The organism is Mesorhizobium prunaredense, from assembly GCF_900156895.1.
GTDB classification, from domain to species: domain Bacteria; phylum Pseudomonadota; class Alphaproteobacteria; order Rhizobiales; family Rhizobiaceae; genus Mesorhizobium; species Mesorhizobium prunaredense.
This window is the reverse complement of the sequence record NZ_FTPD01000023.1, coordinates 501,881-519,069: the sequence shown is the minus strand read 5'-3', so window position 1 is coordinate 519,069 and position 17,189 is coordinate 501,881. Positions and strand designations below refer to the sequence as shown.

Below are 17,189 nucleotides of genomic sequence, written 5' to 3'. Positions count from 1 at the left end.
TTATCCTTTGACGGCGCCGGCCATCAGGCCGCGCACGAAATAGCGGCCAGCGACCACATAGACGAGAAGGGTCGGCAGTGCGGCGATCATCGCCGCCGCCATGTTGACGTTGTATTCGACGACACCGGTCGAGGTGTTGACGACGTTGTTCAGCGCCACGGTCATCGGCATCGCGTCACCGGTGCCGGCATAGGCCGAGGCGAACAGGAAGTCGTTCCAGATGTTGGTGAACTGGTAGATGACGGTGACGACGAAGATCGGCATCGAATTCGGCAGCATGATGCGCCGGAAAATCTGGAAAAAGCTGGCGCCGTCGACCTGTGCCGCCTTGACCAGTTCGGTCGGGAACGCCTCGTAATAATTGCGGAAAAACAAGGTGGTGAAGCCGAGCCCGTAGACGACGTGGACAAAGACCAGGTTGACCGTCGGATTGCCCAAGCCGAAGGACAGCCCGGTTGCGTTCCGCAGCGTCACGCCGAAACGGCCGAGGCTGCCGAGGATCGTCGCCATCGGCAACAGCACCGACTGGAACGGAATAAAGCAGGCAAACAGCATCAGCCCGAAAACCAGCGTATGGCCGCGGAAGCGCCATTTGGTCAGCACATAGCCGTTGAGCGCGCCGAGCAGCGTCGAGATCAGCACCGCCGGAACCACCATCTTGATGGAATTCCAGAAATAGCCCTTGATGCCGGCGCAGGTCAGGCCGACGCAGGCCTCGCCCCACGCCTTCAGCCATGGTTCGAAGGTCGGCGCCTGCGGCAGCGCCAGCATGTTGCCGTTCTGGATCTCGTCCATGGTCTTGAACGAGGTCACCAGCATGACGAACAGCGGCATCAGGTAGAACAGCGCGAACAGCGCCAGCAGGCCATAAATGACGATGCGGTTGACGGTCCTGGCGCTGATGCCGCCAGTGCTCTGGCGAGCGGGCGTGGCAATGACGCTCATCGCGGCCGCTCCCTGAGCTCGGAATAGAGATAGGGCACGATGATCGCGGTGATGGTCATCAGCATGATCACGGCGCTGGCCGAGCCGACGGCCATTTCGTTGCGCTTGAAGGTGTACTCATACATGAAGTTCGACGGCAGCCAGGCCGAGCCGCCCGGCCCGCCGCTGGTCAGCGCGACGACCAGATCGTAGGACTTGATGGCGAGGTGGGCGAGCACGATGAAGGCCGAGAGGAACACCGGCCGCAACAGCGGGATGACGATCCGGCGATAGAGCTGGAAAGTGGTGGCGCCGTCGATCTGCGCCGCCTTCATGATCTCGCCGTCGATGCCGCGCAGGCCGGCCAGGAACATCGCCATGATGAAGCCCGAGGCCTGCCAGACGCCGGCGATCACCACCGTGTAGATGACGAAATCCTTGTTCTTGATCCAGTCGAAATGGAAGCTCGTCCAGCCCCATTGATGCAGCGTCTGCTCAAGGCCGAGGCCGGGATCGAGGAACCATTTCCAGGCGACGCCGGTGACGATGAAGGACAGCGCCATCGGGTAGAGATAGATCGGCCGCAACACGCCTTCGCCGCGGATCTTCTGGTCGAGCAGGATGGCCAGGAACAGGCCGAGCGCCAGGCAGATGAAGATGTAGAGAAAGCCGAAAATGCCCATATTGGTGATCGAGGTGTACCAGCTCGACGGCGGGTCGCTCTCGAACGTCCAGCGCCACAGCCGCTGATAGGCGCGCGGCCCAGTGAGCGTATAGGACGGGAAGGTCTTGGAGTTGGTGAAGGACAGATAGACCGTCCACAGGATGAAGCCGTAGACGAAGACGATGGTGATCGCAAAGCTTGGCGCCAGCACGATCTTCGGCAACGCGTCCTGCAGGCGCGAACGCATGGAGACATCCGGCCGGGCGCCATGCTCCGGCGTCAGCTTGATCTGGGTCGTGACCGTAGTCATGGGCTCCTCCCTTTCGGGTCCCTTCGCCGCCAGGCGGGGAAGGATAGCCCCGTCGAGACGGGGCGTGTTGGTTGATCGCCGGCGCCATTCCGACCAGAGGCCGACCATCCTGGCCTGGTGGACCCTTCCCCACCGGAGCGGGGAAGGGTCCTTACACGCCTGGTTCCTACTTGGCGTCTTCGATTGCGTTGACCAATTGGGTCACGGCCTCGTCCGAGGTCTTGATCTGGCCGTGGACGAACTTCGAGACGACGTCCTTGTAGGCATTGGCGACGGCCGGCGGCGCGCCATAGCCTTGCGCCAGCGAACCGAACAGCGTGCCGCCTTCGCTGGCGGCCTTCAGGTCGGCCATCCCTTTTTTGCCGCAAGCGTCGAAGTCGGTGTCGGGCACGTCGGTGCGGGCCGGGACCGAGCCCTTGACGACGTTGAAGGCCGACTGGAAGCTCTTCGACAAAGTGGCGGTGGCCAAGGCGACCTGGGCGGCCTTGCGGTCCTCCGGAACGTCGAACATGCCGAACATGTCGGAGTTGTAGACCACGCTGCCGTCGGTGCCCGGGAAGCGATAGCACAGGAAGTCGGTGCCCGGGGTCTTCTTGGCTGCGTTGAATTCGCCCTTGGCCCAGTCGCCCATCACCTGCACCAGCGCATCGCCCTTGATGACCATGGCGGTGGCAAGGTTCCAGTCGCGGCCGGAGAAGTTCGGGTCGACATAGGTGACGAGCTTGGCGAGGTTGTCGAACGACTTCTTCATTGTGTCGGACTTCAGCTGCTCCTCATCGAGGTCGTTGAAGGCCTTCTTGTAGAACTCAGGTCCGCCGGTCGACAGCACCACCGAATCGAACATGGTGGCTTCCTGCCAGTTCTGGCCGCCGAGCGCGAGCGGGATGACGCCCGCCGCCTTGGCCTTGTCGAGCAGCGCGACGAATTCGTCGAAGGTCTTCGGCTCGGTGCCGCCGATCTTGTCCATCACCGCCTTGTTGATCCACAGCCAGTTGACCGAGTGCACGTTGACCGGAGCCGCGACCCACTTGCCGTCATAGACCGAGAATTTCTGCAGGGCGGCCGGAACGGACTTGTCCCAGCCTTCCTTTACCGCCGTCTCGGTCAGGTCGCCCATCACGCCGGCCGCGGCATAATCGAGCACGGTATAGCCGAGCATCTGCGAGGCGGTCGGGTAGTTGCCCGCCGCGACCATCGCCTTCAGCGCGGTCATGGCGGCGTCGCCGCCACCGCCGGCCACGGGCACGTCCTTCCAGGCAAAGCCTTGCTTGGCCAGATCCTCCTTGAGCACGTTCAAGGCAGCCGCTTCGCCGCCAGACGTCCACCAATGCAGCATCTCGACTTCCTTGACGTCCTGGGCATGGGCCGCGAACGCAAGACCCGAGCCGAGAGCCGTTCCGATAAGCAATTTGCGCAACATGTACTTCCTCCCTTGTTGCAGCTACACGACCGGCTGATGTCCGCCGGGTTCTTCCCAACTCAGCCGACCCACCATCCGGTGCGCTGGCCGCGATGAAACTGGATCGTCTTTTCCTCGGTATAGTCCTCGACGGCGCGCTTGCCGAGTTCGCGTCCGAGACCGGACTGCTTGTAGCCTCCGAAAGGCAGCTCGGGATAACCTTCCATGAACGTGTTCACCCAAACGGTTCCCGAACGCACATTCCGCGCCACCGACATGCAGGTGTCGATGCTGGCGCTCCACACGCCCGCCGATAGACCATAGGGCGTGTTGTTGGCGATGCGCAACGCCTCCTCAATCGATCCAAACGTCAGCACCGACAGCACCGGTCCGAACACTTCTTCACGGGCGATGGCCATGTCTTCGGTGACGCCGCGAAGGATCGTCGGGTCGAGATACTGACCGGCACTGGAGGCGATCTGCTTGCCGCCGCTATAGACGCTGCTGCCGTCGTTTGCAGCCGCCGCCACATAGCCGGTGACCTTGGCCAGGTGCTCGGAAGAGATCATCGCGCCGACCTTGGTGCTGTCGTCGAGCGGATCGCCAACGGTGACCCTGGCGGTGAGCGCCTTCACTGCGCCGAGGAAGTCGTCGGCGATCGCCTCATGGACGATCAGCCGGCTGCCGGCGTTGCAGCATTCGCCGGCGTTGAAGAAGCCGCCGAACACCGCCGCGTCGGCGGCGGCTTCGAGGTCGGCATCTGGAAAGACGATCTGGCCGTTTTTGCCGCCGAGCTCCATCGAGACCTTCTTCAGCGCGTTTGCAGCCGACGCCATGGTCATCTTGCCGACCCGGGTGGAGCCGGTGAACGACACCATCTCGACCAGTGGGTGGGCGACCATCGGCGCGCCGACATCGGCGCCCAGGCCGGCGAGGATGTTGACGACGCCGTCCGGCAAGCCGGCCTGCATCAGGATGTCGCCGAGCACGAAGGTCGAGGCCGAGGTCATCTCGCTCGGCTTGACCACCGCCGTGCAGCCGGCGGCGAGCGCGAACGGCAGTTTCTGACTGACGATGAGGAACGGAAAATTCCACGGCGTGATGATCGAGACGACGCCGATCGGTTCACGCAGCACGACGCCCAGCATGGCGTCACCGAGGTTGGCGTAGGTTTCGCCATGCAGCGTGCGGGCAAGCGCCGCGGCATAGCGCCAGATGTCGACGGCGCCGCCGATCTCGCCGCGCGCCTGGACGATCGGCTTGCCGGATTCCAGCACGTCGAGCCGGGCAATCTCCTCGAGCCGCGCCTCGATCAGGTCTGCCGCCTTGAGCAGGATCGCGGCGCGCTCGCCAGCCTTCATACGCGGCCAGGGGCCGGTCTCGAAAGCCTTCTGCGCGGCCTGTACCGCCGCCTCGACTTCCGCCGCGCCGGCTTGCGCATAGCGCGAAACGGTGAAGCCGTGGCCAGGGCTGTTGCGCTCCAGCGTGCGGCCGTCGCGGGCATCGACGAACTTGCCGTCGATCAGCAGCCGGTAGGTCTGCGGTGCTGCGGATGCCTCGGCGGGCATGGCGATGGTGAGGGGCAAGTTCATGTGAGGTTCCGCTCGCATTCTCATGATCTTGAAAACGCTGGTTTCTGCTTGGCCTTGAAAGCCTCGACACCAGCCTTGAGGTCTCCGGTCAGCGCAATGAAGCCGCTGGCCAGCGCCTCTGTCGCGGCAGCACTTTCCTCGCCCTCGGCGATCGCGATCATCAGCTTGGCGGCCTCGGTTGCCAGCGGGCCGCGCTCGGCGATCTTGCCGGCCCAGGCCCTGGCCTCGGTGAACGCCTCGCCCGCGTCGACCACCCGGTCGACGATGCCCAGAGCGAGTGCTTCGGCCGCTACGAACGTCTCGCCGCCGAGCGCCATGCGCCGCACCGTCTGGGCGCCGAAGCGGCGCACCGCGCGCTGCGTGCCGGACCAGCCGGGCACCACGCCGATCGAGGTTTCCGGCAAGCCTAGTTTCACCTGCGCCTCGGCGACGCGGAAGTCGCAGGCGACCGCCAGTTCCAGCCCGCCTCCCAGCGCATGGCCGGACAGGACGGCGATCGTCGGTTGCCGCAACCGCGCCAGCCGGTCGAAGACGCGGTGGCCGTAGCGCACCCATTGCACCTGGAAATCGGCGGCGCTCATTTGCGACCAGGCTTCGACGTCGCCACCGGCGCAAAAGCCCTTGCCTTCGCCGCACAGCAGCACGACGCGGACGCCGTCCGCGGCCTCGGCCGTATCGAGTGCGGCTTCCAGCGCGCGCAGCATCGCGATGTCGAGCGCGTTGAATTTCTCCGGCCGGCGCAGCGTGACGATGCCGAGGTCGCCGTCGGTTTCAAAGCTGACGAGACGCTCAGACATGCGCGCCTCCAAGCGAGGCGCCGCCATTGAGCGACAGTCCGATCGGCCGGTCACGGTAGAGCGCGTCCGGCGTCACCTTTAGGTCGTTGGCGACGGCGAGCGGGATCTCGGCCTGCGCCAGCACGTCGCGCTCGAGGTCGATGCCCGGTGCCAGTTCTGTCACCATCAGCCCATCCGGCGTCAGCTTCATGACGCAGCGCTCGGTGATATAGGTGATGTCCTGTCCTTGCGCGACAGCGCGCTTGCCGGAGAAGGAGATGTGCTCGACCTCGCCGACCACCTTCTTGACCTTGCCTTCCCCGTCGATGCGGATGCCGCCATCGGCCAGCGATAGCCTGGCCCCGGCATTGAAGAAGCCGGAAAAGACGATCTTCTTCGCTCGCGCTGTGATGTCGACGAAACCGCCGGCGCCGGCGGTGACATGCGGCCTGGCCGACAGCTTCGACACATTGACCGAGCCGTGGCGATCGATCTGCAGGAAGGACAGCAGCGAGGCGTCGAAACCGCCGCCCTGGAAGTAGATGAACTGGTGTGGCGAAGGCATGAACGCGTCGGCGTTCGACGAGCAGCCGAACTTGAAATCGAGCAGCGGCACGCCGCCGACCGCGCCCTGTTCGATCACCCAGGTGACCTTGCCGTGCTGGCCTTCCTCGATAAGGATGCGCGGCACGTTGGCCGAGATGCCGAAGCCAATATTGACGGCCATGCCGTCGGCAAGCTCCATGGCGACGCGCCGCGCGATGACCTTCTGGACACTCATTTCGGCGTTGCGGAAAGTCGACAGCGGCCGGAAGATCTCGCCCGAGATGGCCGGATCGTAGCGTGTCAGCGTCGTCTGCAACTGGTCGGGCGCCACCACGATATGATCGACCAGCACACCGGGCACGCGTACGTCATGCGGCTTCAGCGTGCCGTTCTCGACGACGCGCTTGACCTGCGCGATGACGATGCCGCCATTGTTGCGGGCGGCGAGCGCCTGTTCCAGCCCCCCGAGATAGGCGCCCTCGTGCTCATAGGTCAGGTTGCCGCGCTCGTCGGCGGTGGTGGCGCGGATGATCGAGACGTCAGGCACGATCGAGCGGAAATAGAGCCATTCCTCGCCGTCGAATTGCTGCACCGAAACGATCGGCTCGCTGGCCGCCGCATTCATGGCGCAGCCCTGATGACGCGGGTCGGCGAAGGTGTCGAGGCCGACCTTGGTCAGCACGCCGGGGCGCTTGGCAGCGGCTTCGCGGTGCATGTCGAACAGGATGCCTGAGGGCACATTGTAGGCGGCGACCGAATTGTCGCTGATCATCTTCCATATCTGCGGCGGCTCCGAAGAGGACGGGCCGGAGGGATAGGAGCCGCACAAAGTGCGCTTCAACAGGCCGGGCTTGGCCAGATGGTCGATACCCCTGATGCCGTACATGTCGCCGGCGGCAATCGGGTGCAGCGTCGTGATGTTCTTCGGATGGCCTTCCGCGTCGAAGCGCTCGCCGATCGCGGCAAGCACCGCATCCGGGCAGCCGAGGCCGCTCGACGACGACACCGAAACGACCATGCCGTCCATGATCAGGCTGGCGGCTCGCGCGGCGGAGACGAGTTTGCTCACCCTGCGCCCCTTAGTTTCGGATCGATCGCGACCGATTTGCCGGATTTGGCTGACTGCAACGCCGCCTCGGCTGATGTCAGCGACCAGACGCCGTCTTCGCCGGTGGCCGATGGCTGGCCTTCGCCAGCGATCGCCGCATGGAACTGGCGCAGGGCCCTGACATAAAGGTCTTCGCGATCGAAGCTCAATTCCTCTTCGCCCTTTGCCGTGCGCAGCAGCACGGAGCCGATCGGCCTCTGCGTCATCACATCTTTCGCGATCAGGGAGCCTTCGCTGCCATGCACCTCGAAGCCGGTGCCGGCGAATTTGGTGGTGAAGCCCTCATGCGACTGGGCGATGACACCCGATTTGAAGCGCCAGATGCACATGGCGCCGTCTTCCAGCCCGCCGCTGGCCATGCCTGCGGCCTGGGTGAACGCCGAAACCTCGAGCGGATCGTCGCCGAGCACGAAGCGCAACGTGTCGGCATCGTGCACGGTGATATCGAGCACGACGCCGCCACCGGCTTCCGGCCTGGTGATCCGCCAACCTTGCAGATTCTCAGGCAGATAGACCGAGTGGAAGACGCGCGCGGCAATCGGCTTGCCGATACGCCCGCCGGCAATGGCTTCGCGCATCGCCCGGTGCGAGCCGGCATTGCGCAGATGATGGTTGGTGCCGAGCACGAGACCGGCCGCCTTGGCGGCGGCGACCATTGTGTGCGCATCGGCACTGGTCAGCGCCAGCGGCTTTTCGCACAACACATGTTTTCCCGCCCTGATGGCGGCTAATGCCTGTTCGAGATGCAATTCGTTGGTGGTCGAGATGTAGACGGCGTCGACGTCGGAGCCGAGCAATGCATCGAGCGTCGAGACGGCGAGCGCAATGCCGTTCTCCTTGGCATAGGCAGCGGCGCGCTCCGGGCTGGAACTCATCACCGCCGTGATCTCGCTGTTCGGTTGCGCGCGGATGGCGTTGATCACGAATTGCCTGGCGATCGTGCTTGCGCCGATCAGTCCCCATTTCACGGTCATGCCGCGTCTCCCATTCCCGCACGGCGATCAGGACCGCAACTGTCCCTGACGACGAGGTTGACGGCGCCGATATGATCCTCGGCGCGCGTGGTGCGCGACTGGATCATCTTCAGCATGACATGGGCGGCGCGCTCGCCGAGGCCTGCCGAATCCACCGCGACACTGGTCAGCGCCGGCATGTAGTGCTGGGCTTCGATCACGTCGTCGAAGCCGACGACGGCGAAGTCCGCGCCGGGCTCGAGGCCGCGCTTGCGCAGCGCCAGCATGACGCCGAAGGCGACCGCATCGTTGAAGCACAGCGCCGCGGTCGGCGGCTCGGCCATGGCGAGGGCCGTCTCCAGGCAGGCAATGCCGCCCTTGCGGCTGGTTTCGCCTTCGACGACCAGCGTGTCGCGTTTGGCGATGCCGAGCCCCTCGCAGGCCTCGCGAAATCCGCCCAGCCGCTCGTGATAGACCACCAGATCCGATGAGCCGCCGAAGAACGCCAGCCGGCGATGCCCCTTGCCGATCAGATGGGCGGTGGCGAGCCAGGCGCCGCGATGATTGTCAGGCGCGATCACCGGGATGCGGCTTTCAGGAAGGCGGCGCATGGTGAAGACGATCGGAAGGCCCGCCGTCTCGATGCGGCGGAACGCACCGGGAGTCGTGCCGCGCGCCGGCGACACGATCAGCCCGGCGACACCTTGCTCCATCAGCGATTTCAGCACCTCTTCCTGGCGCACCGGGTTCTCCGCCGTGTTGGCGATGAACGGCACGATGCCCGCCGACTGGAAGACACGCTCCATGCCGACCGCCATTTCGGCGAAAAACGGGTTGGTAAGGTCGTTGATGACCATGCCGATGACGTTGGAATGGGCCTTGCGCAGATTGGCGGCGCCGCGGTTGTAGACATAGCCGACATCCTCGATCGCCTTGCGAACCTTCAGCGCGGTCTCAGGCCGGATCAGGCCGCTGCCCTGCAGCACCAGCGACACCGTCGACTTGGACACACCCGCCTCACGGGCAATGTCGAGTATCGTCGCCTTGGGCCTGCTGGCCATCCAGATGCGTCCTCCGGTATTTTTCCGTCGAATTAATTGGAACGTTCTAATTCTGGGTTGGATTTGAGTCAATCAGGATTCTTTCAAAATTCGAAAAATCCGGCATTCGGCAGCCTGAAGGGGCCGTTTAAACGGGCTCTGGCGCTGCGATGCAGCATTTTGGGGTGTCGATTGAGAGTTCACAAAGGACTTGATTTGTTGGAACGTTCCATTTAATAGCGCGACCAAGGGAGAGATCGATGGACATTGCCTTGCCCGGGGAGGGCGGTCGCAGCACTCGCTACCGTCTTGTGGGCCAGCCGGCACAGCCGGTGATCGGCGCGCGGTTTTCGCGCATCGCCTATGCCGCCGCCCATGTCGTTGCCGATCCCCTGGCGATGACCGATCCGTGGTCTCATCCCGCGGTCGACTGGGAGCGCACGATGGCGTTCCGCCATCATCTGTGGCGGCTCGGCTTCCGCATCGCCGAAGCGATGGACACCTCGCAGCGCGGCATGGGTTTCGACTGGACAAACGCCAGGGAATTGATCCGCCGCTCGATCGCCGAGGCGCGAACCGTCGAGGGCGCCGACCTCGCCTCAGGCGCCGGAACAGACCATCTGGCGCCAGGCGCCGGCAGGACACTCGATGATGTCGTCGCTGCCTATGAGGAGCAGTTCGGTTTCATCGAAGGCCTGGGCGGCAAGGCGATCATGATGGCCAGCCGCGCGCTGGCGGCTGTCGCCAAGGGTCCCGACGATTATGCCAGCGTCTATGACCGCATCCTGTCCCAGGCATCCGGCAAGGTCATCCTGCACTGGCTGGGCGACATGTTCGATCCGGCGCTGAAGGATTATTGGGGCAGCCATGATTTCGAGACTGCGCTCGATACGGTCGTCGCCATCCTCAAACGCAACGCCGGCAAGGTCGAGGGGATCAAGATATCGCTGCTCGATGCCGGCAAAGAGGTTGCCCTGCGCAGCCGGCTGCCGGAAGGGGTGGTCATGTTCACCGGCGACGATTTCAACTACCCCGAGCTGATCGCCGGCGATGGCGAAAGACACTCGCACGCGCTGCTCGGGATTTTCGACGCTATCGCGCCGGTCGCCAATGCCGCGCTGGCGAGGCTGGCCGACGACGATCGCGCCGGCTATGACGCGCTGATGGCGCCGACGGTATCGCTGTCGCGGAAAATCTTCGAGGCGCCGACCGAATACTACAAGGCCGGTATCGTCTTCCTGGCGTGGCTGAACGGCCATCAGGACCATTTTTTGATGGTCGGCGGCATGCAATCGGCGCGCGGCATCTGCCACTATGCCGATGTGTTCCGCCTTGCCGATCAGGCCGGATTGCTGGCCGACCCGGAGCTTGCCATCGCCAGAATGAAGAACCTGTGCGCCGTGGCGGGTGTCTGAGCGCCATACCGCAAGAAGAGCTCGCCCGAATCTCCGATTTGCCTTGTCCGGGCAAATCTCTATGCGCTATGCGTCCGACGCAGGACCATCCGGCACGCCGACGCCATATGGTCTAGCGGCCGTTCTGCATAGGGATACGCCAATGGACTTCGACCTAAGGGGCAAGCGCGTTTTCGTGGCCGGGCATCGCGGCATGGTCGGCTCGGCCATATTGCGCAGGCTGGCGGACGAGGACTGCGAGGTCCTGACCGCATCCCGCGATGAACTCGACCTGATGGACCAGGCCGGCGTGCGGCGCTGGATGGCAGGCCACAGGCCGGACGCGGTGGTGATGGCGGCGGCCAAGGTCGGCGGTATCCTGGCAAACAACAGATTGCCGGTCGATTTTCTGCAGGACAATCTCATCATGCAGACCAATGTCATCGAGAGCGCCTTCCGCAACGAGGTGCAGAAATTGCTGTTTCTCGGTTCGTCCTGCATCTATCCGAAATTCGCGGCGCAGCCGATCTCCGAGGACGCTTTGCTGACCGGTCCGCTCGAACCGACCAACGAATGGTATGCGATCGCCAAGATCGCTGGGCTGAAACTGTGCCAGGCCTATCGGCGCCAATACGGTGTCGAGTACATCTCGGCGATGCCGACCAACCTCTATGGCCCCGGCGACAATTTCGACCTCACCACCAGCCATGTCGTGCCAGCCCTGATGCGCAAGGCGCACAAGGCCAAGCGCGCTGGCGACAAAACCCTCGAGGTCTGGGGATCGGGCACGCCGATGCGCGAATTCCTGCATGTCGACGACGCCGCCGACGCTCTGGTCTGGCTGCTGAAAAACTATGCCGGCCACAGCCACGTCAATGTCGGCTCGGGCGAAGACATCACCATTGCCGAACTGGCCCGCACCATGCTCGCCGTCGTCGGCGCCGAGGCGGCGCTCACATTCGATGCGACGAAGCCGGACGGCACGCCGCGCAAGCTGATGGACGTGTCGCGCCTGTTCGCCACGGGCTGGCGCCCGCAGTACTCGCTTCAGAGCGGATTGGAGCAGACCTATGCCTGGTTTCTCCAGCACATCGAGACAGGTGACCTCCGCCTCGGCGCGGCTTGATCCTCAATCGACGCTGATTGCCGCCACCAGACATGACGGCCTGGGCGGCCGTCTCTTTTTGGCCATGGCCAATGCAAAATCGCTCGCCGACATGTTGGATACCGTTTCGGATTCAACTGGAAGAGCGATCCCCGGGACATCAAATTTCATATTGTCTCGTCGATGTGCGCGAAAAGAATGCTCCGCCGACTTCATTGAGAAGCATTGGCTGGGGCCAAAAAATCAAGCGGCCCAATTTGGCGTTCTCGAGAATACGGCATTCACGCGGTCCAAACAGAAGCGCGCCCGTAAGACAAGGAAATCCGCGGGGTACGAGTGACGGCGGATTGTCCGGATGGTGGGCGTGACAGGGATTGAACCTGTGACCCCTGCAATGTCAATGCAGTGCTCTCCCGCTGAGCTACACGCCCATCCGAAGCCGCGCATACACCATTTTTGCCACCGCGCGTCAATAGCAGGAAAAGGGAAAGAAAGGTTCGCCTTGCTGGGCCGTCGAAGGCGCGCCGGAAGCCGGCGGCGGAAAGCGCGTCAGGCTGCCTGCAGCATCTTTTCGACCTCGTTGACGAGGTCGCGCAGATGGAACGGCTTCGACAGCACCTTGGCGTCTTTCGGCGCTTTGGAATCCGGGTTGAGCGCAACGGCGGCGAAGCCGGTGATGAACATGACCTTGAGGTCGGGATCGATCTCGGTGGCGCGGCGGGCGAGTTCTATGCCGTCCATCTCCGGCATGACGATGTCGGTCAAGAGCAGCGAGAAAGGCTCTTCGCGCAGCCGCTCATAGGCGCTGGCGCCATTGTCGAAATCGCTGACCTGGTAGCCGGCACGCTCCAGCGCCTTGACGAGGAACCGGCGCATGTCATCGTCGTCTTCCGCCAGTAGAATGCGTGCCATCTTTTCCCGTCCGAATCACCCGTCCGAGACTGCCGTGGGGCAGCCCGTTAACCATCCTGTATATGAGGAGGTGAGGGTAAACATCAAGTGAACGATAAAGGCCCGATCGGCCTTTAACAAAGCGGCCCGGACGCCGAAACGCTGGACATGCGGCCGGCGAGGTGGCACCTTTCCAACCATGATGCATTGGTGTTTCCGGATTCGTTCAAATTGAAAACGGCAGCCGAGGATTTTTCGGTCGTTCCCCCCTTCGAAATCCGGTCGGGCGCCGAACAGCGCGTCCCCTTCCTCTTCAACTCGCCGCATAGCGGCCGTCACTATCCGGACCGGTTCCTGGCGATGGCAAGGCTGGATCGAAACGCCATCCGCCGCTCCGAAGATTGCTATGTCGACGAATTGTTCGGCGGCGCCGTCGCGCTCGGCGCGCCGATGCTGGCGGCAAACTTCCCGCGCGCCTATCTCGATGTCAACCGGGAGCCGTGGGAACTCGATCCGCGCATGTTCGCCGAACCCGTGCCGTCGTTCTGCAACATCCGCTCGGCGCGCGTAGCTGGCGGGCTTGGCACCGTGCCCAAGCTGGTGGGAGAGGGGCTCGAAATCTACGCCGGCCGCTTGCCGCTGGCGGAAGCCGTCGCGCGCATCGAGGCTGTCTACAAGCCTTATCACGAGACGCTAAAACGGCTTTTGACCAGGACCCATGCGCGGTTCGGCTTTGCCGTGCTGATCGATTGCCACTCGATGCCGGCGAGCATCAGGGTCGGCGACAGCGGTGTCAGGCCCGACTTCATCGTCGGCGACCGTTTCGGCATCTCCGCCTCGGCAGCGTTGACCGAGACGGCGATCGGCCTGCTGATCGGCATGGGCTACACCGTCGCCCACAACAAACCCTATGCCGGAGGCTTCATCACCGAGCATTATGGCCGCCCCGTGCGCCATCTTCATGCACTGCAGATCGAGGTCAATCGCGGGCTTTACATGAACGAGCGGACGTTCCAGAAATCCGCCGGCTTCGATGCGCTCGCCGACGATCTGGCGCAATTCTCGGCCGACCTGATGGCGATGCCCAACCACCATTTTATCGATCTGCCGCTCGCCGCCGAATGATGCCGAAAATCGGAAGCGATTTTTACGTGGGATTCTGCGCGTGCGGGTCGGGGACGCGCGATCGGCTGGATGCTGCGCTGAAAAAAAGACCGCATCGTTTGCACGACACGGTCGAAGTCTAGGGAGGAAACGCCCAAGGAGGGCATGGACAGGAAAGCCTGTCCGAGAACAAATCTATTGTGCGATGCACAAATGTCAAGCCGTCGACCGGCGTTTTTAATTCACTATGATGTGGAAACTGAATTCGAGGGCGCCAGCGTTGCATTCGAGCAACAGGACGATGCGCAAAAGTTCCGCACGCCCTTGTTTTGGCGGAAAACCACAGGCAAACGACGGTTCCAGCACCCTACAACGCGGGAGAATCAGTTGGACATCAGCATCGATTTCATGCGGCGCATTGCGCATGCCGCCGCAGCCGAAACCTTGCCGCGCTTCCGCAGCCAAGGCGCGGTCGCCAACAAGGAGCAAGGCAGCTTCGACCCGGTCACCGAGGCCGACCGCGAGGCCGAGCGGGTCATCCGGGCGCTTATATCAGCGGAATATCCCGATCACGGCATTCTCGGCGAGGAGCATGGCAGCGAGAACATTTCCAGCAGGCATGTCTGGGTGATCGATCCGATCGACGGCACCCGCGCCTTCATTTCCGGCCTGCCGGTGTGGGGAACATTGGTCGGGCTGACGGTCGACGGCGATGCCGTTGCCGGCATGATGTCGCAGCCCTTCACCGGCGAGCTTTTCTACGCCAACGCGTCCGGCGCCCATTATGAAGGCCCGGGCGGACCGCGACGGCTGACGACACGCAAGACGACAAGCCTCGCCGAGGCGACGTTGTTCACCACCACGCCGGCACTGTTCAAGGGAGACGCGCGCCTGCGCTACGACCTGTTCGAGCGGCAGGTCCAGCTCGCCCGCTACGGCACCGACTGCTATGCCTTCGCCATGGTCGCTGCGGGAAGCGTCGACATCGTCGCCGACCCCGGTTTGAAACCCTACGATATCGTCGCGCTGATCCCGATCATCGAGAAGGCCGGCGGCGTCGTCACCACCTTCGAGGGCGGGCCGGCGGAAAGGGGCGGCGACATCCTGGCTGCGGCAACGCCGGAGCTTCATGCCGCCGCGATGGCGGCGTTGCGTGGCTGAGCGGGAAAAAGCGTTCGGGCGGTGATTTCCCAACCCTCCTGACAGCAGGGTGTCAGCAGCTCTCGGCTATGGAGATGATGCCACGGGAGGGAGCCTCATGCCGACGCAGTCAACAACCAGCCGTTCCGAAGATGCTCCAGTAGAAAATGCTCCAGCAGATGGGCGGGCCGATTTCGATTTCTTCTTCGGACGCTGGAACGTCAACCATCGAAGGTTGCAGAAGCGCCTGCAAGGCGACACGAACTGGGACGTGTTTGGCGGGACATGCGAGGTGCGCCCGATCCTTGGCGGGCTCGGCAATGTCGATGACAATGTGATTGAATTGCCCGGCGGCGCCTATCGTGCCGCCACGCTGCGGACCTTCGATCCGGCGACGAGACAATGGTCGATCTGGTGGATCGACGGCCGCAACCCGGCGACCATCGATATTCCGATGCGCGGCGCCTTCGAAGCAGGCGTCGGCACATTCCTGTGTGAAGACGTTTTTGACGGACGCGATATCCAGGTTCGCTTCCTGTGGTCGCGGATTGCTGAAAAATCGGCGCGCTGGGAGCAAGCTTTTTCACCGGATGGCGGCAAGATCTGGGAGACCAATTGGATCATGGATTTCGCCCGGCAAGTGTAGGCCGACGATCGACTTGGAAGTCATTTTTCAAGCCAAATCATGGATTTTCAATGATTTGGAGCGGTCTTTTGCGCGTCCGGAGGGAGCACGGCACTCAATCAGGCGGTGTCGTCGCTTCCCGGAATGAAGGCATCGAAGGCGGCAAAGAACTGCTCGCGATAGAAGTCGGCTTCCTGCAATATTTCATGGCGTGCACCATCGATCACCAGCAGCGAACCGAGACGCAGGCGTCTGGTGTAGGTTTCCACCGCTTTCGTCGAGACGACCTGGTCGGCGCCGGCGGCGACCACCAGCAAGGGAACCCGGATCCTGGCCATGAAGTCGGGATCGCTGATCGCCTCGGAGGCCTGCGCCGCCGCTTTCAGCCAGCGGATCGTCGGGCCGCCGAGCGCCAACTGCGGGTAGGTTTCGTAGAGCAGCGTGTTGCGCCGATACCGCTCGGGATCCGATGTCACCTTGTTGACGGCAAAGGGTATGGTTTTTCTGGGCCGCGGACCCCAGGCGGCATAAAGCTTGCCAAGGCCCAGCAGACAGAACAGTGAGCAGAGGCGGCGAACGGTGGTTGTCGAGACCGGCAGGTCGGGCACCGCCAGGAAGGGCGCGATCAGCACCATGCGCCGTACGCGGTTCACCATCGACGGCCCGGCAAGCAGCGTGATCACCGCCCCGGCCGAATGGGCCAGTATGTAATACGGCCCCCGGCAGTCGGGCAGCACGATCTCCTCGAAGAACTGTTCCAGGTCGCCGGTGTAGTCGAAGAAACTGCGGACGTAGCCGCGCTCGCGATCGCTGATCAGCCGGTCGGAACCGCCTTGGCCGCGCCAGTCAAAGGTGGCGACGCCAAAGCCGCGGTCGGCGAGGTTGCGGATGGTCTCGAAATACTTTTCGATGCACTCGTTGCGGCCGGTCAAGACGACCACGGTGCCCTTCATCGGGCGGGCAACGGCGGCAAAGAGGCCATAACGGATCTTTTTGCCGTCGCGCGTGGTGAAGAAACCACCGGCCGCATTTTCCGGTAGCGGATTGCCCGGAATTTCGCGGAAGAGGGGAATTTTGTCGAGGAGGTCCGTCATTCGGCGCTGCGTCTTAAGTGTCGCTGCCTGCATGGCGCAAGCTTTGGTAGGCATAGACGCCCATGCAGCAAAAGCAAAGGAATTCCGGACGCGTTGGAAAGGCTGAACGAGGCAGCCGGCGAGTGAGGCCGAAAGCAGCTTGCGGCATGCTTCCGGCCCCCCGTCGATCCGGGAGGAAGGGACGTTACACCCGGTCGGCCCCGTTGCGGCAATCTCGCGCATAACCCCGAAAACCGCAGCCGATTTTCGCTGTGAATCATGCGCAATCAAAGTGTTACAGCTTCCTTGCATGTCCGAGCGGACGCGCGACGCTGTAACCGCCGCCTGTTCCTTGATCCTGGAAGCAGATTAGCGCGACTTAGCTGAACGTCCGCCGAAGCCGCGGTTCATCTGCCGTTCATCGAGGCGGCAGAATCTTGAAATGCCTTCTGGTGCTCCCCAAATGTCTGCTGCGGCCGCCAATGTCGGGGCCGCTGGCCTATCCGGAACGCCTTCACGGGTTTCGCACCGGCCATACGCAAACC

At 63.3% G+C, this 17,189-nt stretch carries 16 protein-coding genes and 1 tRNA gene; 6 read left to right on the top strand and 11 right to left on the bottom strand.

The features are described 5' to 3' along the window. From BQ8794_RS20080 to BQ8794_RS20045, 8 genes are all read right to left on the bottom strand, one after another. Positions 1 to 945 (bottom strand): carbohydrate ABC transporter permease, encoded by a 945-nt coding sequence (locus BQ8794_RS20080; RefSeq protein ID WP_077380357.1) that lies wholly within the window; start codon positions 943 to 945, stop codon positions 1 to 3. Further along, positions 942 to 1,898 carry a carbohydrate ABC transporter permease gene (locus tag BQ8794_RS20075; protein ID WP_077380460.1) on the bottom strand — a complete coding sequence of 319 codons (957 nt, stop codon included), beginning with the start codon at positions 1,896 to 1,898 and terminating at the stop codon, positions 942 to 944. Before BQ8794_RS20075 ends, BQ8794_RS20080 begins: the two co-directional genes overlap by 4 nt. A 166-nt stretch (positions 1,899 to 2,064) precedes the next feature. Then, positions 2,065 to 3,318, bottom strand: coding sequence for an ABC transporter substrate-binding protein (locus BQ8794_RS20070; RefSeq protein WP_077380356.1), 1,254 nt, complete (start codon positions 3,316 to 3,318; stop codon positions 2,065 to 2,067). 59 nt (positions 3,319 to 3,377) lie between these two features. Further along, entirely contained in the window at positions 3,378 to 4,889 is a 1,512-nt protein-coding gene (locus tag BQ8794_RS20065) for an aldehyde dehydrogenase family protein (protein ID WP_077380355.1), read from the bottom strand. Positions 4,890 to 4,909: 20 nt separating this feature from the next. Then, positions 4,910 to 5,686, bottom strand: coding sequence for an enoyl-CoA hydratase/isomerase family protein (locus BQ8794_RS20060; protein ID WP_077380459.1), 777 nt, complete (start codon positions 5,684 to 5,686; stop codon positions 4,910 to 4,912). Then, positions 5,679 to 7,280 carry an acyl CoA:acetate/3-ketoacid CoA transferase gene (locus BQ8794_RS20055; protein WP_077380354.1) on the bottom strand — a complete coding sequence of 534 codons (1,602 nt, stop codon included), beginning with the start codon at positions 7,278 to 7,280 and terminating at the stop codon, positions 5,679 to 5,681. Before BQ8794_RS20055 ends, BQ8794_RS20060 begins: the two co-directional genes overlap by 8 nt. Then, entirely contained in the window at positions 7,277 to 8,293 is a 1,017-nt protein-coding gene (locus BQ8794_RS20050) for a Gfo/Idh/MocA family protein (RefSeq protein ID WP_077380353.1), read from the bottom strand. The genes BQ8794_RS20055 and BQ8794_RS20050 overlap by 4 nt, the downstream gene beginning before the upstream one ends. Next, a complete protein-coding gene (locus tag BQ8794_RS20045; protein ID WP_077380352.1) occupies positions 8,290 to 9,333 on the bottom strand; it encodes a LacI family DNA-binding transcriptional regulator in 1,044 nt (347 codons plus the stop codon). Before BQ8794_RS20045 ends, BQ8794_RS20050 begins: the two co-directional genes overlap by 4 nt. Before the next feature lie 239 nt (positions 9,334 to 9,572). On the opposite strand from BQ8794_RS20045, the gene BQ8794_RS20040 reads away from it, so the two are divergent. From BQ8794_RS20040 to BQ8794_RS34935, 3 genes are all read left to right on the top strand, one after another. Continuing rightward, the gene (locus BQ8794_RS20040; RefSeq protein ID WP_077380351.1) at positions 9,573 to 10,727 is read left to right on the top strand and encodes a dihydrodipicolinate synthase family protein; all 1,155 of its coding nucleotides are present in this window, start codon (positions 9,573 to 9,575) and stop codon (positions 10,725 to 10,727) included. A 142-nt stretch (positions 10,728 to 10,869) separates the two neighbouring features. Next, positions 10,870 to 11,832 (top strand): GDP-L-fucose synthase, encoded by a 963-nt coding sequence (gene fcl / locus BQ8794_RS20035; protein WP_077380350.1) that lies wholly within the window; start codon positions 10,870 to 10,872, stop codon positions 11,830 to 11,832. Further along, positions 11,777 to 12,151, top strand: a complete 375-nt coding sequence (locus BQ8794_RS34935; RefSeq protein WP_143744620.1) for a hypothetical protein — start codon at positions 11,777 to 11,779, stop codon at positions 12,149 to 12,151. Before fcl ends, BQ8794_RS34935 begins: the two co-directional genes overlap by 56 nt. A gap of 16 nt (positions 12,152 to 12,167) precedes the next feature. Here BQ8794_RS34935 and BQ8794_RS20030 read toward each other — a convergent pair. Beyond that, positions 12,168 to 12,242: transfer RNA gene (locus BQ8794_RS20030), tRNA-Val, on the bottom strand. Positions 12,243 to 12,360: 118 nt separating this feature from the next. Beyond that, positions 12,361 to 12,723 (bottom strand): cell cycle two-component system response regulator CpdR, encoded by a 363-nt coding sequence (gene cpdR / locus BQ8794_RS20025; protein WP_006199474.1) that lies wholly within the window; start codon positions 12,721 to 12,723, stop codon positions 12,361 to 12,363. Positions 12,724 to 12,870: 147 nt separating this feature from the next. On the opposite strand from cpdR, the gene BQ8794_RS20020 reads away from it, so the two are divergent. The 3 genes from BQ8794_RS20020 to BQ8794_RS20010 all read left to right on the top strand — a co-directional run bounded on the left by BQ8794_RS20020 (position 12,871) and on the right by BQ8794_RS20010 (position 15,592). Continuing rightward, on the top strand, positions 12,871 to 13,827 hold the full coding sequence (locus BQ8794_RS20020; RefSeq protein WP_077380349.1) for an N-formylglutamate amidohydrolase: 957 nt from the start codon (positions 12,871 to 12,873) through the stop codon (positions 13,825 to 13,827). 366 nt (positions 13,828 to 14,193) lie between these two features. After that, positions 14,194 to 14,967 (top strand): histidinol-phosphatase, encoded by a 774-nt coding sequence (hisN, locus tag BQ8794_RS20015; protein WP_077380458.1) that lies wholly within the window; start codon positions 14,194 to 14,196, stop codon positions 14,965 to 14,967. Between the two features lie 97 nt (positions 14,968 to 15,064). After that, positions 15,065 to 15,592 (top strand): DUF1579 family protein, encoded by a 528-nt coding sequence (locus BQ8794_RS20010; RefSeq protein ID WP_077380348.1) that lies wholly within the window; start codon positions 15,065 to 15,067, stop codon positions 15,590 to 15,592. Positions 15,593 to 15,690: 98 nt separating this feature from the next. Here the strand turns inward: BQ8794_RS20010 and BQ8794_RS20005 are convergent, their stop codons facing one another. Further along, positions 15,691 to 16,665: an alpha/beta fold hydrolase gene (locus BQ8794_RS20005; protein WP_077380457.1), complete on the bottom strand. Its 975-nt coding sequence runs from the start codon at positions 16,663 to 16,665 to the stop codon at positions 15,691 to 15,693. Between the last annotated feature and the right edge of the window lie 524 nt (positions 16,666 to 17,189).

Excerpts from the sequence above, each read along its gene's own strand:
- BQ8794_RS20080 (WP_077380357.1), bottom strand. The coding sequence starts at position 945 with ATGAGCGTCATTGCCACGCCCGCTCGCCAGAGCACTGGCGGCATCAGC.
- BQ8794_RS20075 (WP_077380460.1), bottom strand. The coding sequence starts at position 1,898 with ATGACTACGGTCACGACCCAGATCAAGCTGACGCCGGAGCATGGCGCC.
- BQ8794_RS20070 (WP_077380356.1), bottom strand. The coding sequence starts at position 3,318 with ATGTTGCGCAAATTGCTTATCGGAACGGCTCTCGGCTCGGGTCTTGCG.
- BQ8794_RS20065 (WP_077380355.1), bottom strand. The coding sequence starts at position 4,889 with ATGAACTTGCCCCTCACCATCGCCATGCCCGCCGAGGCATCCGCAGCA.
- BQ8794_RS20060 (WP_077380459.1), bottom strand. The coding sequence starts at position 5,686 with ATGTCTGAGCGTCTCGTCAGCTTTGAAACCGACGGCGACCTCGGCATC.
- BQ8794_RS20050 (WP_077380353.1), bottom strand. The coding sequence starts at position 8,293 with ATGACCGTGAAATGGGGACTGATCGGCGCAAGCACGATCGCCAGGCAA.
- BQ8794_RS20045 (WP_077380352.1), bottom strand. The coding sequence starts at position 9,333 with ATGGCCAGCAGGCCCAAGGCGACGATACTCGACATTGCCCGTGAGGCG.
- BQ8794_RS20040 (WP_077380351.1), top strand. The coding sequence starts at position 9,573 with ATGGACATTGCCTTGCCCGGGGAGGGCGGTCGCAGCACTCGCTACCGT.
- fcl (WP_077380350.1), top strand. The coding sequence starts at position 10,870 with ATGGACTTCGACCTAAGGGGCAAGCGCGTTTTCGTGGCCGGGCATCGC.
- BQ8794_RS34935 (WP_143744620.1), top strand. The coding sequence starts at position 11,777 with ATGCCTGGTTTCTCCAGCACATCGAGACAGGTGACCTCCGCCTCGGCG.
- cpdR (WP_006199474.1), bottom strand. The coding sequence starts at position 12,723 with ATGGCACGCATTCTACTGGCGGAAGACGACGATGACATGCGCCGGTTC.
- BQ8794_RS20020 (WP_077380349.1), top strand. The coding sequence starts at position 12,871 with ATGCGGCCGGCGAGGTGGCACCTTTCCAACCATGATGCATTGGTGTTT.
- BQ8794_RS20010 (WP_077380348.1), top strand. The coding sequence starts at position 15,065 with ATGCCGACGCAGTCAACAACCAGCCGTTCCGAAGATGCTCCAGTAGAA.
- BQ8794_RS20005 (WP_077380457.1), bottom strand. The coding sequence starts at position 16,665 with ATGACGGACCTCCTCGACAAAATTCCCCTCTTCCGCGAAATTCCGGGC.